The following is a 12,798-nucleotide window of genomic DNA, read 5'->3' as shown; positions in this document are numbered from 1 at the left end:
TCCCAAAAACGCTCAAGGGCGTTTTTTTGTGCGGGCTGCTTTGTGGCGGCTGTGCACGGGAGGCTTCGGCCTGCCGGGTTTCTATGACCGGTCTACCACCCCGTGTACAGTCGCCTCCTTACATCGTGTGGTAGCGAGATGGAGGTGCTCATTCATAGGAGCTTCGCCATGAAAAAAGTTACGCCAAATCCCCCACCATCCACCTCGGATGACATCCTACAAACCCCACCCGACATCATCTTCACCGTCCGCCCTGGCCTCAGCACCGAAGCTGCCCTGAGCAATGCCAGCGAAATGCTGGAATCGGCGACGGCCTGTGCGTACGACTGTGCCGAGCATCTGGATGGCGCAAGCCGCAAGCGGGTGCTGGCGGTGGTGCAAATGGTGGAGATTGCGCAGTTGTTGGTGGAGGCGGCGCTGGAGCGGGAGTGTCCCGTGGCTTGATCGCACCGCCCCTCCCACAGTTGATCCCCAGTGTTTGGAAGGATGGATTTCACAAGCATGAAAAAGGCGACCCTCAGGTCGCCTTTTTGTCATTGCGCGTATTGCTTGCTCAACCCCGGCGGCACGCCCTGTACATCGGTTTCTTCCCACGGGCCATTTGGGCTGATGGAGCGGCTCCAGCCGTTGCTCCAGCGGTAGTAGGTGCGCTGGCGGTAGAAGGTGTCGGGTTGGTCGTCGAGCACGTAGACCTGCATCTTGCCGTCCCAGTGGCTGGCGGCGCCGGGCGGTGGGGCGAAGGTCGGCGATTTGCTCGGCAGCGGTTTCGGGGCCGGTGTTACCGGGCCGGACGGTTTGGTGCTCGGTTTGGTTGACGGGCCCGACGGCGGGATGGTCGGGCCGGTGGGGCCTGGAGGTGGTCGGTGGACCGCACAGGCACTCAGGCCTAATACGAGGCTGAGCAGGGTGATGCGTGCGAATGCGGTCATGGCGTTTCCTCGAATTTACTGGTCCGGACTGTCGATGGTCAGTTGCTGCTGCGCAGTGGTGCTGCTGGCCAGGGGTTGGCTGCGGCCGATCCACTCACCCTTGGTCGGAAGTCCGGCCCGGGAAATGCGCGCAACCAGTTGGACTTCGGGGAAGTTGGACAGTTTCAACTGCGGCATCATTGCGTCGGCGTCACCCAGTTCGACGGTGATGGGCAGTTCGGCGACGGTGACGCGCTTGGCCGCCAACGGTGCCGGCGGGCCGCTGACGGCGCGGGCGAAGATGAAGACGCTGTCGGTCGGAAGGGCTTTGGCTTTGACCTCGGCGGCGAGGTCCACGCGGACTTTTAACAATGCCTTTTGTGCGACGGTGCCACCGCTTTCTTTCAACTTTTCCGTCGCCCGGTCGATCCCGCCTTGCAGCGCGGCGCGGGAGTTATCGCCGGGTGGCAGTTGCGCCAGCAGGCGGCCCCAGTAATCAATCGCGTCCTGATAACGCTGGCCTTCAAACGCGGCAATGCCCAGCAAACCCAAGCTGGTGACTTCCTTGGGGTCGAGCTTCAGGGCTTCATCAGTCAGCGCCTGCACCTCTGGCGACCACTGTTTGTTGTCGGCAAAGTACTGCGCCTGGGCCCACTGGCCGAGCAGTTCCGGCTGGCGACCGGCCAGGGCCACGGTGCGTTCGAAGACCTTGGCCGCATCGGCCGAACGATCCTGGGCCATATACGCGCGACCGAGGAAGTACAAGCCTTCGGCCGAATCCGGCTGGGCCACGGCGGCACGTTCCAGGCGCTGGGTCATGTCTTGCAGGGACACCGGTGGCTGGGAGAATTCGCGGGTCAGTTCAACCTTGTCGCTGGCGCCGAAATGCAGATACAAACCCAGGCCGAGTACCGGCACCAGCACGGCGGCGAGCAATGGCAGCGGTTTGCCCAGGCGCGATTCGCGGGGTTTTTCCACACCTTCGGTATCAGCGAGCAATTCGCGGGCGGCTTCGGCGCGGCCGGTGTCGAGTTGCGCGGCATTCAATACACCTTCGTCCTGCTGCATTTGCAGTTCGGCGACGCGTTCTTGATACAGCGCCACGTTCAGCGCGGTGCGATCCTCTTCACGCTGGGCACGGCGGCCGCGCAATACGGGGATCAACAGGAAACTCAGGGCAATCAGAAGCAGCAGGCCGGCTGCGAGCCAGAAATCAATCATCAGTCTTGGTGTCCAGCAATTGGTCGAGGCGTTTACGCTCTTCAGGGGACAGCGCGTCGCTGCCATCGGCAGGCGCGGCGCGGCGGCGACGGACGATCACAGCCATCACCACCACACCGGCCAACAGCAGCCCGGCGGGGCCGAACCAGAGCAACGCGGTCTTGCCGGTGAGGGCCGGTTTATAGCGCACGAAATCACCGTAGCGGTCGACCATGAAGTCGATGATCTGCTGGTTGTCCTTGCCCTCGCCCAGCATGCGGAAGATCTCTTTGCGCAGGTCGGCGGCGATGGGTGCGTTGGAATCGGCGATGTCCTGGTTCTGGCATTTGGGGCAGCGCAGTTCCTTGGTCAGGTCGCGAAAGCGCTCACGTTCGGCGTCGTTGGCGAACTCATAAGTGTCGATGGCGGCGTGGGCCATACCGGCCAACCCCAGCGCCAGCACAGCAGCGGCTAACAGGCGCTTCATGGCTTGGCCTCATCGACCAGGGCCTGGTATTTGGCGGCCAGTTGTTCGCGCCACACCACTTCGTCGATCACGCCGACGTATTTGTCGCGGATCACGCCCTTGGCATCGATAAAGAAAGTTTCCGGTGCGCCGTACACGCCCAGGTTCAGACCGAGGTTGCCGTCTTCATCGCGGATATCCAACTGGTACGGGTTGTGGAACTCCGCCAGCCACTTCAAGGCGGCGGCGTTGTCGTCCTTGTAGTTGATGCCGTAGATCACCACGCCTTTGTCGGCCAGTTTGTTCAGCACGGGGTGCTCGACGCGGCAGGAGATGCACCAGGTGCCCCACACGTTGACCAGTGCCGGTTTGCCCAGCAGGTCGGCGCGGGCCAGGGTTTTGTCGCCCTGCACGTTCGGCAGCGAAAACGCGGGGAACGGCTTGCCGATCATCGCCGACGGCAACTCGGCCGGGTCCAGGTACAAACCGCGATAGAGGAACACCGCCACCACCAGAAACGCCGCCAGCGGCAACACCATCAACCAACGCTTCATACCGCAGCTCCCATGCCGAGGGCTTCACGCACCCGGCTCTTGACCTTGACCCGATAACGCCGATCTAGCGCCGCGAGCAAACCACCGAAACCGGTGAGCAAGCCGCCGAACCAGATCCAGCGCACGAACGGTTTCACATGCACGCGTACCGCCCAGGCCCCCTCGCCCAGCGGTTCACCCAGGGCGACGTAGAGATCACGGGTGAAACCGGCGTCGATGCCGGCTTCGGTCATCATCGAACTCTGCACGGTGTACAGGCGTTTTTCCGGGTGCAGCACGGCGATTTCGTTACCGTTGCGTAATACGCGCACGGTGCCTTTATCCGACGTGAAGTTCGGCCCCTCGAAGTGCTTGGCGCCTTCGAAGATGAATTGGTAACCGGCCAGGTCCATGGACTCGCCCGGCGCCAGGCGCAGGTCGCGCTCGGCGCTGTTCTGGCTGGAGAGCACCACGCCCAGGGCGCACACGGCGATGCCGAGGTGAGCGATCTGCATGCCCCAGTAGCTGCGGGTCAGTGTCGGCAGGCCTTTGATCAGGCCTTTGTGGCGAGTCTTGTCGGCAATATCACGTACACCGGCCAGCAGTACCCAGGCGGCGAGCATGAAGGTGGCGAGCACCGCCCAGTTGAAGTCGCCATAGGCAACCCCGGCGATCACGGCCAGGGCCACACTGCCCAACAGCACCGGCATCAGCATGCCGGCCAGCCATTTGACCGGGGTGTCCTTCCAGCGCACCAGCACACCGACGGCCATCACCCCCATCAGCAGGCCCATCAACGGAATAAACAACGCGTTGAAGTACGGTGGGCCGACGGACAGCTTGGCGCCGCTCAGGGCATCCAGCACCAACGGATACAGGGTGCCGAGCAGGATCATCGACGCAGTCACCACCAGCACCAGGTTATTGCCCAGCAGCAGGGTTTCCCGCGACCACAGGTTAAAACCGACCTGGCTCTTGACCACCGGTGCGCGCAGGGCGAACAGGGTCAGGGAACCACCGACCACGAACAGCAGGAAGATCAGGATGAACACACCGCGCGCAGGATCGGAGGCGAACGCGTGGACGGAAGTCAGCACGCCCGAACGCACGAGGAAAGTGCCGAGCAGGCTGAGGGAAAATGCCGCAATCGCCAGCAACACGGTCCAGCTTTTGAACACTCCACGCTTTTCGGTGACGGCCAACGAGTGGATCAACGCGGTGCCCACCAGCCAGGGCATGAACGAGGCGTTTTCCACCGGGTCCCAGAACCACCAGCCGCCCCAGCCGAGTTCGTAGTAGGCCCACCACGACCCCAGGGTGATGCCAATGCCGAGAAAGGCCCAGGCGACGATGGTCCAAGGCCGCGACCAGCGCGCCCAGGCCGCGTCGAGGCGCCCACCGAGCAAGGCGGCGATGGCGAACGCGAAGGCCACCGAGAAACCGACGTAGCCCATGTAAAGCATCGGCGGGTGCACGATCAGGCCGATGTCCTGCAACAAAGGGTTGAGGTCATGCCCGTTGGCCGGGATCTGCGGCAGGATGCGGCTGAATGGGTTGGAGGTCATGATCAGGAACAACAGGAAGCCGATGCTGATCATGCCCATCACCGCCAGCACCCGCGCCAGCATTACCTGCGGCAGTTGGCGCGAGAACACCGATACGGCGAAGGTCCAGCCACCGAGAATCAGGGCCCACAGCAGCAACGACCCTTCGTGGGCGCCCCACACGGCACTGAACTTGTAGTACCAGGGCAAGGCACTGTTGGAGTTGTTGGCGACATAGGCGACCGAAAAATCGTCGGTCATGAAGGCGTAGGTCAGACAGCCAAACGCGAACAGCAGAAAGGCGAACTGGCCCCAGGCAGCCGGCTGCGCCAGGCTCATCCACAGGCGGTCGCCACGCCAGGCGCCGAGCAACGGCACCACGGCCTGCACGATGGCGAAGCACAGCGCGAGGATCATTGCCAGTTGGCCGAGTTCGGGAATAAATAATGCGGACATCATCACTCAGCCCTCCTTCGCGGGTGTTGGCGCGGATTGGCCGCTGTCCTTGAGCGCCTTGGTGACCTCAGGCGGCATGTATTTTTCATCGTGCTTGGCCAGCACTTCATCGGCTACCACCACCCCGTCGGCGTTGAGCTTGCCCAGGGCGACGATGCCCTGGCCTTCGCGAAACAGGTCCGGGAGGATGCCGCGGTAGGTGATGGTCACGGCCTTGTTGAAGTCGGTGACCACGAATGTCACGTCGAGGGAATCGCCGGAACGCTTCAGCGAGCCCTTCTCCACCATGCCGCCGGCGCGGATGCGTGTGTCTAACGGTGCTTCGCCATTCGCGATCTGCGTGGGCGTGTAGAACAGGTTGATGTTCTGCTGCAGGGCGCTCAAGGCCAGGCCCACGGCAATGCCGACGCCGGCCATGATGGCGAGGATGATCAACAGACGCTTTCTACGCAGCGGATTCACTTTTCGGTCTCCCGGCGCAGACGACGCGCCTCTTGTTGCAGGTAACGCTTGCGCGCCAGGATCGGCGCGGCGACGTTGAGGGCCAGCACCGCCAGGCAGATGCCATAGGCCGTCCAGACATACAGGCCATGGTGGCCCATGGCGAGAAAATCACTGAAAGAAGCAAAACTCATCCACGCGCTCCCAGGCAGCTTTGCACTTCGGCCTTGACCCAACTGGCACGGGCTTCACGCTTGAGCACTTCGAGGCGCATGCGCATCAGCAGCACGGCACCGAAGAAGCAGTAGAACCCCAGCACCATTAGCAGCAACGGCGCCCACATTTCCACGGGCATTGCCGGTTTTTCGGTGAGGGTGAAGGTGGCGCCCTGATGCAGGGTGTTCCACCACTCCACCGAGTACTTGATGATCGGGATGTTGATCACCCCGACAATCGCCAGCACCGCGCAGGCCTTGGCGGCGCTGTCACGATTGCTGATCGCATTGCCCAGGGCAATCAGACCGAAGTACAGGAACAGCAGGATCAACATGGACGTTAGTCGCGCATCCCACACCCACCACGAACCCCAGGTGGGTTTGCCCCAGATCGCGCCGGTGACCAGCGCCACGGCGGTCATCCACGCGCCGATGGGCGCCGCGCATTGCAGGGCCACGTCGGCCAGCTTCATCTTCCACACCAGGCCGACGATGCCGCACACCGCCAGCATCACGTAGCAGGACTGGGCCAGCATCGCGGCGGGCACATGGATATAGATGATGCGAAAACTGTTGCCTTGCTGGTAATCCGGCGGCGCAAAAGCCAGGCCCCAGGCCAGGCCGATGCTGATCAGCAACACGGCGGCGACGCTCAACCATGGCAGCAGCTTGCCGCTGATGCCGTAAAACCATTTGGGCGAGCCGAGCTTGTGAAACCAGGTCCAGTTCATTGCTGTTTCTCACGGTTGCTTCTTGTCGTAGCAAGAAGCGCAGGGTCTTTACTGGCCAAGCGTGTAACGCCTGACCAGACCTCATTATTCGCCGACGCTGATCTTCAGGCCGGCCGCTATGGCAAAGGGTGTCAGGGTTACCGCCAGGGCGGTCAGGCTGCCAAGCCACAGGAGGTAACCGGTCGCCGGCATGCCCATCAGCGCGGCTTGCAACGCGCCGCTGCCGAGGATCAGGACCGGGATGTACAAAGGCAGAATCAACAAGGCCAGCAACAGGCCACCCCGTTTCAAACCGACGGTCAACGCTGCGCCCACCGCCCCCAACAGGCTGAGCACCGGCGTACCGAGCAACAGGCTCAGCAACAGGATCGGCAGGCATTCGCTGGGCAATCCCAACATCATTGCCAACAGCGGCGAAAGCAAGACTAGCGCCAAACCGGAAAAAGCCCAGTGTGCCAGTACCTTGGCCAGTACCAGAAGTGGCAAGGGGTGCGACGAAAGGACCCACTGCTCCAGGGAACCGTCTTCGAAATCACTGCGAAACAGCCCGTCCAGCGAGAGCAGGACCGACAACAGCGCCGCCACCCACACCAATCCCGGGGACAAGGTTTGCAACAGTTTAGTCTCCGGACCGACCGCCAACGGGAACAACGCGATGACGATGGCGAAGAACACCAGGGGGTTGGCCAGTTCGGCCGGACGACGGCACAACAGCCGCGCTTCGCGGGCGACCAACAGGGCGAATACACTCATGCCGACCACCGTCCCAAATCCAGGTCGCGGTAACCGGACGGCACACGGGCCAGAGTATGGTGGGTGGTAAGCAACACCGTACCGCCCTGCTCGCAATGCCGCGCCAAGTGCTCTTCAAGTTGGGCGACGCCTTGTTTATCGAGGGCGGTGAAGGGTTCGTCGAGAATCCATAGCGGCGGGCCCGGCAGGTACAAGCGCGCCAGCGCCACGCGGCGTTGCTGGCCGGCGGACAAGGTGTGACAGGGAACGTCTTCAAAACCCTTGAGACCCACGGCGGCCAGGGCCTGCCAAATGGCGTCACGGGAGGCGCGATGATGCAGGGCGCTGAGCCAGCTGAGGTTTTCTTCAGCGGTGAGCACATCCTTGATGCCGGCGGCGTGGCCGATCCAGATCAGGTTGCGCGCAAGCGTAGTACGTTGCTCATCGAGCGGTTTGCCGTTCAGGCGTACAACGCCGGCCGTGGGCTGCATCAACCCGGCCAGCAGGCGCAGCAAACTGGTCTTGCCGCTGCCGTTGGGCCCGCTGACCTGCACCATGTCGCCGCCCGCCAGCCGCAGCTCGAGGTGTTCGAACAGCAGGCGCAGGTCGCGTTCACAGGAGAGCGCTATGGCTTCAAGAAGAGGGCTGGTCAAGAGATCGCGGGCCTTTACGGTTCAAGTCGGCGGTGCAGCGGCCGTTAAAGAGAGATGCACAATAACGGCTTTGGCGACCGATTTTAGAGAGCTGGATCAAATAGTTGTGAGGTTTTTACCGCTCTCGTTGCAGACGGGCGGCATTATACATGTGATGCCCTACGCTAAAGAGGGCTATTTCCCCAGAGACGACGTGCACGATGACCGGCGAGATCAACCTTCCTACGCTTCCTCCCGCCCCGGTGGCAGGGCAAAGCCTTGCGCCTGCCACGGGTGAATTGCTCAAACTGCTGGAGCCGCAGATCGGGCTGATCGACCCCGGAAAAACCGCGAACGCCGAGGTGATCGCACTCAAGCAAGGCGGCGAAGCCTTTCAGTTGTTGCTCAAGCTGACCCTTGAAGGCGGCCGCCAGACGCTGGTGCAGGCCTCCAGCGCCCAGCCACTGCCGTTGGGCAGCAATGTAGCGGTGAGCCAAACGCCGGCGGGCAACCTGACCCTCAGCTTGCAGCAGGCGATAAGCGCCAATGTGGCCGCCCTCACCCGTATTGATACCACCCAGTTACCGGAAGGCACCCTGCTGCAAGCCAAGGTGCTGACCACGCAGATGCTGCCCCAGGGCACCGCACAACCGGCGATCTACCGCTCGCTGGTGACGGTGCTCAACAATGCCCTGGCCGGTGCAACCCTGACGGTGGAAAGCCCGCAGCCGTTGCGCGTGGGCAGTTTGCTCAGTGCCGTGGTGCAGAACGCGCAGACCTTGAGCTTTGTGCCGCTCAGCGGGCTCAAGGATCAACTGGCCATCACGCAACAACTCGCCACCCAGCAGAGTCGCCAGGGCTCGCTGGATGCGGTGTTCACCGCCTTGCTAAACCTGCCGAGCGACGACAGCGCCTCCGATAACAGCACGTCCGCCAACCTGCGCGCCGCAGCGGATCGCTTGCTGGCCGCCCTGCCCGACCTGGCCCAGGTGAGCAATCCCAAGGTGCTGGCCCAGGTGATCCAGAACAGCGGGGCGTTTCTGGAAGCCAAGCTGCTCGCCGGACAAAACCCGCAAGTACCGCCGCTGGACATGAAGGGCGCGCTGCTGCGCCTGGTGGCCGACTTGCTGCCTGCGCTGCCCACCGCCACCAACTTGAACGCCATCCTTGCGGCCAACACACTGGCCCAGATCATGCCGAACTTTGTGCGCAGCCCGCTCAATACCCTCGGCCAGGTCAGCGCACGGCAGGCACCGGTCAGCTTCCCACTGCCGGAGCGGGTCATGGCCAAACTGGAAGGCGAAGGCGACCTGGAAAACCTGCTGCGCCTGGCTGCCGGAGCCATCTCCCGCCTGCAGAGCCATCAACTGTCGAGCCTGGAACAGACCGGCACCACCGCCGATGGTCGCCTGCAAACCACCTGGCAGCTGGAAATTCCCATGCGCACCCTGCAGGACATTGTGCCGCTGCAGGTCAAGTTCCAGCGCGAAGAACCGGCGCAGGACAAGGACCAACCGGAACGCAAGGCGAATAAAGAGGCCAAGCAGATGCTCTGGCGCGTCGAACTGGCCTTCGATATGGAGCCGCTCGGACCGTTGCAGGTGCAGGCGCAACTGACCCAGGGCAAACTCTCCAGCCAGCTATGGGCCACGCGCCCGTTTACGGCGAGTTTGATCGAAAGCCACCTGGGTAGCCTGCGCGAGCGCCTGGTGACGTCCGGCATCAACGTCGGCGACCTGGACTGCCACCTGGGCACCCCACCACGCGGGCCGAAAACCGGACTGGAACAACGCTGGGTGGATGAAACCGCATGAAGAACACCGAATCATCACGCCAGGCGATTGCCCTCAAGTACGACGGCCAACAGGCGCCAACCCTCACGGCCAAGGGCGACGATGCCCTGGCCGAAGCGATCCTCAAGCTGGCGCGGGAAAATGAAGTGCCGATCTATGAAAACGCCGAGTTGGTAAAGCTGCTGGCGCGCATGGAGCTGGGCGACAGCATTCCCGAGGAGCTGTACCGCACGATTGCCGAAATCATCGCGTTTGCCTGGACGCTGAAGGGCAAGTTCCCAGTGGGGTATGACCCGGATGCGGGGCCGGTGGAGCGGGATGTGACCGAGCGTGGCGACGATTACTGAATAGCCACAGGCAAGCCACCTCCCACTGTTGGATTGGGTGTCAATTCAAGACTTCGCTCAGCGGGATGAAATTGACTCGATCACCCACCGACAAGGTCGTCCCCTCCACCACCTCCACTAACCCCTCGGCCCACGCCGCGCTGCGCAGCACGCCGGAGCTTTGGTTGCGGTAGATGATCGCCCGGCCCTGCTCGATGCGCCCGCGTAAATATTCACGGCGATTGCCCGGTTTTGGCCACTCGAAACCCACCGGCACTTCGAAGCGCAGTGGCTCCACGTCAGCCACGCCTTGACGCCGCAGGATGTAGGGCCGTGCCAACAGCGCAAACGTCACCAGGGTCGAGGCCGGATTACCGGGCAGGCCGATCACCGGCACGCCACGGAAATGGCCGACGGTCAGCGGCTTGCCCGGTTTGATCGCAAGCTTCCACAGCGCCAGCTCGCCCTCTTCGCGCAGGGCGATACCGAGGTAATCCGCTTCGCCCACCGACACACCGCCGGTGGACAGGATCAGATCGACGCTGCCCAGGCTCGCCAATCGCGCGCGTGTCTGTTCCAGGTCATCCGGCAGGATCCCGGCGTCGACCACTTCGCAGCCCATACGCGCCAGCCATGAGCACAGCACGCGGCGGTTGCTGTTGTAGATCTGCCCCGGGCCCAGCGGCAAGCCCGGTTCGATCAACTCGTCACCGGTGGACAGCACCGCGACGCGGACGCGGCGCACCACGTCGAGGCGGTCGCGGCCCAGCGAGGCAGCCAGGCCCAGCTCGATCGGGCCCAGGCGCGTACCGGCCGACAACACGTGTTCGCCGACGGTGGTTTCCTGGCCCTGAGGGCGGATGTTCTGATTGAGATGCAGGGGCTCGGAAAAACTCACGCGTTCATCGGCGTGAATCACGGCGTTTTCCTGCATTTCCACGCAGTCGGCCCCCTCAGGCACCGGCGCGCCGGTGAAGATGCGCGCACAGGTGCCGGCGGCCAAGGGCTGTGGCGCCTGGCCAGCGAAGATGCGCTGGCTGACCACCAGCGGCTCACCGGCCCAATCCGCCAGGCGCACGGCGTAACCGTCCATGGCACTGTTGGGCCACGGCGGCAGATCGAGGGTGGAGACCAGATCCCGCGCCAATACCCGGCCATCACATTCAGCCAGGGGCACGGCGTGCTGCTCGCGGATCGGCGCGGCTTCGGCCAACGCCAGCAGTTGCCGCAGGGCGGCTTCCACCGGCATCAAGGCGCCGGTCTTGCCGGGCTTACCCACGGGATTCACAGGGTTCGGCCTGTTTCAGATGCGGCACGAAGTTGCACGGGCGATGCCGGTTATCCAGTTGCTCGGCAAGGATGCCGTCCCAACCGGTGCGCACCGCATTGGTGGAGCCCGGCAGGCAGCACACCAGCGTACCGTTGGCCAAGCCGGCCAGGGCACGGGATTGCACGGTGGAGGTGCCGATATCGGCCACGGAGATCTGGCGGAACAGTTCGCCAAAGCCATCGACCTGTTTGTCCAGCAGGCAGCTCACGGCTTCGGGGGTGCTGTCGCGGCCGGTGAAGCCGGTGCCGCCGGTGATCAGCACCACCTGCACCACGTCTTCGGCAATCCAGTGAGCGACCTGGGCGCGGATTTTATAGAGGTCGTCCTTGAGCAGCACGCGCTCGGCCAGGTTGTGGCCGGCGGCGCTCAGGCGGTCGACGAAGACCTGGCCCGAGGTGTCGGTGTCCAGGGTGCGGGTGTCGCTGACGGTCAATACAGCGATATTCAGGGGTACGAAGGGCGCATCTGCCTTGGCTTTCATGGCACGGTCCGGTTGTCGAAGGAACAGCCCGGTGTTATATCACAGGCCCCCATTTGCCTGCCGCAGCGGAACCGCCATGCCTCTTGAATCTTTGCCCCTGCCCTGTTCGATTCTGTTATTGGCCGGTGGCCGCGGCCAACGCATGGGCGGCGAGGATAAGGGCCTGCTGCAGTGGCGCGGCCAACCGCTGATCGCCCATCTACAACGCCTGACCCGACCGTTGACGGACGACCTGATCATCTCGTGCAACCGCAACCACGACCGCTACGCGCCCTACGTCGACCAACTGGTGAGCGACGACAGCCCGGACTTTCCCGGCCCGCTCGCCGGCATCCGCGCCGGCTTGGCGGCGGCGCGCCATCCGCATCTGCTGGTATTGCCGTGTGATGTGCCGGCCCTCGACGTTCAACTGCTGAACGCCCTGCGCGACACCGGGCAGCGCAATCCGTTGTGGCCCGTCATGGTGCGTCACGGCGAATTCTGGGAACCGTTGATCTGCATCATCCCGACCTACCTGCAAGCCGAGATAGAACAGGCCTGGCACGCCGGTGAGCGCAGCCCGCGCAAGCTCTTCCTGCAACTGGGCGGCATCGGCCTGGAATGCCCGGCGGATGACCCGCGCCTGGCCAACCTGAATACACCGCAACTGTTGCACCAGAGGTCCGGCGTGTCAGAATGAACGTCGTACAAGGAACTTTGTCGGCGTGTCATGCGTCACAAGGTCAGCATTTAAAAAGTATTCTCTCGGAGACAAGACCCATGACTCAACGGACCATCGCCGCTCTCATGCTTGCACTGGGCCTCGCTACCCTCGCCGGTTGCGCCTCGCCTACAGTGATCACCCTGAATGACGGTCGCGAAATCCAGGCCGTCGACACCCCTAAATACGACGAAGATTCGGGTTTCTATGAATTCCAGCAACTGGACGGCAAGCGCACCCGTATCAACAAGGATCAGGTTCGCACCGTTAAAGATCTGTAAAGCTTAACGTTTGCCCCAAGGCCCGCCTC

Annotated in this window: 17 protein-coding genes; 5 read left to right on the top strand and 12 right to left on the bottom strand. The window is 63.1% G+C overall.

Annotated elements, in window-relative coordinates:
* The first annotated feature begins 168 nt into the window (after positions 1-168).
* Positions 169-444, top strand: coding sequence for a DUF6124 family protein (locus tag PSH66_RS09275; protein ID WP_003172778.1), 276 nt, complete (start codon positions 169-171; stop codon positions 442-444).
* 89 nt (positions 445-533) lie between these two features.
* Here PSH66_RS09275 and PSH66_RS09270 read toward each other — a convergent pair whose 3' ends face one another.
* The 10 genes from PSH66_RS09270 to ccmA all read right to left on the bottom strand — a co-directional run bounded on the left by PSH66_RS09270 (position 534) and on the right by ccmA (position 7,879).
* Complete coding sequence (locus PSH66_RS09270) at positions 534-929, bottom strand: hypothetical protein (protein ID WP_003172777.1); 396 nt, start codon at positions 927-929, stop codon at positions 534-536.
* Positions 930-944: 15 nt separating this feature from the next.
* A complete protein-coding gene (gene ccmI / locus PSH66_RS09265) occupies positions 945-2,129 on the bottom strand; it encodes a c-type cytochrome biogenesis protein CcmI (protein ID WP_003172776.1) in 1,185 nt (394 codons plus the stop codon).
* The gene (locus PSH66_RS09260; RefSeq protein WP_003172775.1) at positions 2,122-2,595 is read right to left on the bottom strand and encodes a cytochrome c-type biogenesis protein; all 474 of its coding nucleotides are present in this window, start codon (positions 2,593-2,595) and stop codon (positions 2,122-2,124) included. The genes ccmI and PSH66_RS09260 overlap by 8 nt, the downstream gene beginning before the upstream one ends.
* Positions 2,592-3,128, bottom strand: a complete 537-nt coding sequence (locus PSH66_RS09255) for a DsbE family thiol:disulfide interchange protein (protein WP_003172774.1) — start codon at positions 3,126-3,128, stop codon at positions 2,592-2,594. The genes PSH66_RS09260 and PSH66_RS09255 overlap by 4 nt, the downstream gene beginning before the upstream one ends.
* Positions 3,125-5,110 (bottom strand): heme lyase CcmF/NrfE family subunit, encoded by a 1,986-nt coding sequence (locus PSH66_RS09250; RefSeq protein ID WP_305428872.1) that lies wholly within the window; start codon positions 5,108-5,110, stop codon positions 3,125-3,127. Before PSH66_RS09250 ends, PSH66_RS09255 begins: the two co-directional genes overlap by 4 nt.
* A gap of 3 nt (positions 5,111-5,113) precedes the next feature.
* On the bottom strand, positions 5,114-5,569 hold the full coding sequence (gene ccmE, locus PSH66_RS09245) for a cytochrome c maturation protein CcmE (RefSeq protein ID WP_003172772.1): 456 nt from the start codon (positions 5,567-5,569) through the stop codon (positions 5,114-5,116).
* The gene (gene ccmD, locus PSH66_RS09240) at positions 5,566-5,742 is read right to left on the bottom strand and encodes a heme exporter protein CcmD (RefSeq protein WP_003172771.1); all 177 of its coding nucleotides are present in this window, start codon (positions 5,740-5,742) and stop codon (positions 5,566-5,568) included. Before ccmD ends, ccmE begins: the two co-directional genes overlap by 4 nt.
* Positions 5,739-6,494, bottom strand: a complete 756-nt coding sequence (locus PSH66_RS09235) for a heme ABC transporter permease (protein WP_305428870.1) — start codon at positions 6,492-6,494, stop codon at positions 5,739-5,741. Before PSH66_RS09235 ends, ccmD begins: the two co-directional genes overlap by 4 nt.
* Positions 6,495-6,578: 84 nt before the next feature.
* Positions 6,579-7,247 (bottom strand): heme exporter protein CcmB, encoded by a 669-nt coding sequence (gene ccmB / locus PSH66_RS09230; RefSeq protein WP_003172769.1) that lies wholly within the window; start codon positions 7,245-7,247, stop codon positions 6,579-6,581.
* The gene (gene ccmA / locus PSH66_RS09225; RefSeq protein ID WP_003172768.1) at positions 7,244-7,879 is read right to left on the bottom strand and encodes a cytochrome c biogenesis heme-transporting ATPase CcmA; all 636 of its coding nucleotides are present in this window, start codon (positions 7,877-7,879) and stop codon (positions 7,244-7,246) included. Before ccmA ends, ccmB begins: the two co-directional genes overlap by 4 nt.
* Before the next feature lie 200 nt (positions 7,880-8,079).
* Here ccmA and PSH66_RS09220 point away from each other — a divergent pair, with 200 nt between their 5' ends.
* The gene (locus PSH66_RS09220) at positions 8,080-9,672 is read left to right on the top strand and encodes a flagellar hook-length control protein FliK (RefSeq protein ID WP_003172767.1); all 1,593 of its coding nucleotides are present in this window, start codon (positions 8,080-8,082) and stop codon (positions 9,670-9,672) included.
* Complete coding sequence (locus PSH66_RS09215) at positions 9,669-9,998, top strand: EscU/YscU/HrcU family type III secretion system export apparatus switch protein (RefSeq protein ID WP_003172766.1); 330 nt, start codon at positions 9,669-9,671, stop codon at positions 9,996-9,998. Before PSH66_RS09220 ends, PSH66_RS09215 begins: the two co-directional genes overlap by 4 nt.
* Positions 9,999-10,038: 40 nt before the next feature.
* Here PSH66_RS09215 and glp read toward each other — a convergent pair whose 3' ends face one another.
* Both glp and moaB read right to left on the bottom strand, forming a co-directional pair.
* Entirely contained in the window at positions 10,039-11,265 is a 1,227-nt protein-coding gene (gene glp, locus PSH66_RS09210) for a gephyrin-like molybdotransferase Glp (RefSeq protein WP_141063736.1), read from the bottom strand.
* A complete protein-coding gene (gene moaB, locus PSH66_RS09205) occupies positions 11,249-11,788 on the bottom strand; it encodes a molybdenum cofactor biosynthesis protein B (protein WP_003172764.1) in 540 nt (179 codons plus the stop codon). The genes glp and moaB overlap by 17 nt, the downstream gene beginning before the upstream one ends.
* A gap of 76 nt (positions 11,789-11,864) precedes the next feature.
* Here moaB and mobA point away from each other — a divergent pair, with 76 nt between their 5' ends.
* Both mobA and PSH66_RS09195 read left to right on the top strand, forming a co-directional pair.
* A complete protein-coding gene (mobA, locus tag PSH66_RS09200) occupies positions 11,865-12,467 on the top strand; it encodes a molybdenum cofactor guanylyltransferase MobA (RefSeq protein WP_305428868.1) in 603 nt (200 codons plus the stop codon).
* An 80-nt stretch (positions 12,468-12,547) separates the two neighbouring features.
* On the top strand, positions 12,548-12,769 hold the full coding sequence (locus PSH66_RS09195) for a YgdI/YgdR family lipoprotein (protein WP_003172762.1): 222 nt from the start codon (positions 12,548-12,550) through the stop codon (positions 12,767-12,769).
* Positions 12,770-12,798: the final 29 nt, after the last annotated feature.

Origin of the sequence: Pseudomonas sp. FP597, from assembly GCF_030687435.1 — a bacterium.
Lineage (GTDB): Bacteria > Pseudomonadota > Gammaproteobacteria > Pseudomonadales > Pseudomonadaceae > Aquipseudomonas > Aquipseudomonas lactucae.
Note: the sequence above shows the minus strand (reverse complement) of the source record. Positions and strands in the feature narration are given on the sequence as shown.

What these genes read in the sequence shown, in the direction of transcription:
- mobA (WP_305428868.1), top strand. Translation starts at nt 11,865, where the DNA reads ATGCCTCTTGAATCTTTGCCCCTGCCCTGTTCGATTCTGTTATTGGCC.
- moaB (WP_003172764.1), bottom strand. Translation starts at nt 11,788, where the DNA reads ATGAAAGCCAAGGCAGATGCGCCCTTCGTACCCCTGAATATCGCTGTA.
- PSH66_RS09195 (WP_003172762.1), top strand. Translation starts at nt 12,548, where the DNA reads ATGACTCAACGGACCATCGCCGCTCTCATGCTTGCACTGGGCCTCGCT.
- PSH66_RS09275 (WP_003172778.1), top strand. Translation starts at nt 169, where the DNA reads ATGAAAAAAGTTACGCCAAATCCCCCACCATCCACCTCGGATGACATC.
- ccmD (WP_003172771.1), bottom strand. Translation starts at nt 5,742, where the DNA reads ATGAGTTTTGCTTCTTTCAGTGATTTTCTCGCCATGGGCCACCATGGC.
- ccmI (WP_003172776.1), bottom strand. Translation starts at nt 2,129, where the DNA reads ATGATTGATTTCTGGCTCGCAGCCGGCCTGCTGCTTCTGATTGCCCTG.
- PSH66_RS09220 (WP_003172767.1), top strand. Translation starts at nt 8,080, where the DNA reads ATGACCGGCGAGATCAACCTTCCTACGCTTCCTCCCGCCCCGGTGGCA.
- PSH66_RS09260 (WP_003172775.1), bottom strand. Translation starts at nt 2,595, where the DNA reads ATGAAGCGCCTGTTAGCCGCTGCTGTGCTGGCGCTGGGGTTGGCCGGT.
- PSH66_RS09215 (WP_003172766.1), top strand. Translation starts at nt 9,669, where the DNA reads ATGAAGAACACCGAATCATCACGCCAGGCGATTGCCCTCAAGTACGAC.
- PSH66_RS09255 (WP_003172774.1), bottom strand. Translation starts at nt 3,128, where the DNA reads ATGAAGCGTTGGTTGATGGTGTTGCCGCTGGCGGCGTTTCTGGTGGTG.
- PSH66_RS09235 (WP_305428870.1), bottom strand. Translation starts at nt 6,494, where the DNA reads ATGAACTGGACCTGGTTTCACAAGCTCGGCTCGCCCAAATGGTTTTAC.
- ccmB (WP_003172769.1), bottom strand. Translation starts at nt 7,247, where the DNA reads ATGAGTGTATTCGCCCTGTTGGTCGCCCGCGAAGCGCGGCTGTTGTGC.
- PSH66_RS09270 (WP_003172777.1), bottom strand. Translation starts at nt 929, where the DNA reads ATGACCGCATTCGCACGCATCACCCTGCTCAGCCTCGTATTAGGCCTG.
- PSH66_RS09250 (WP_305428872.1), bottom strand. Translation starts at nt 5,110, where the DNA reads ATGATGTCCGCATTATTTATTCCCGAACTCGGCCAACTGGCAATGATC.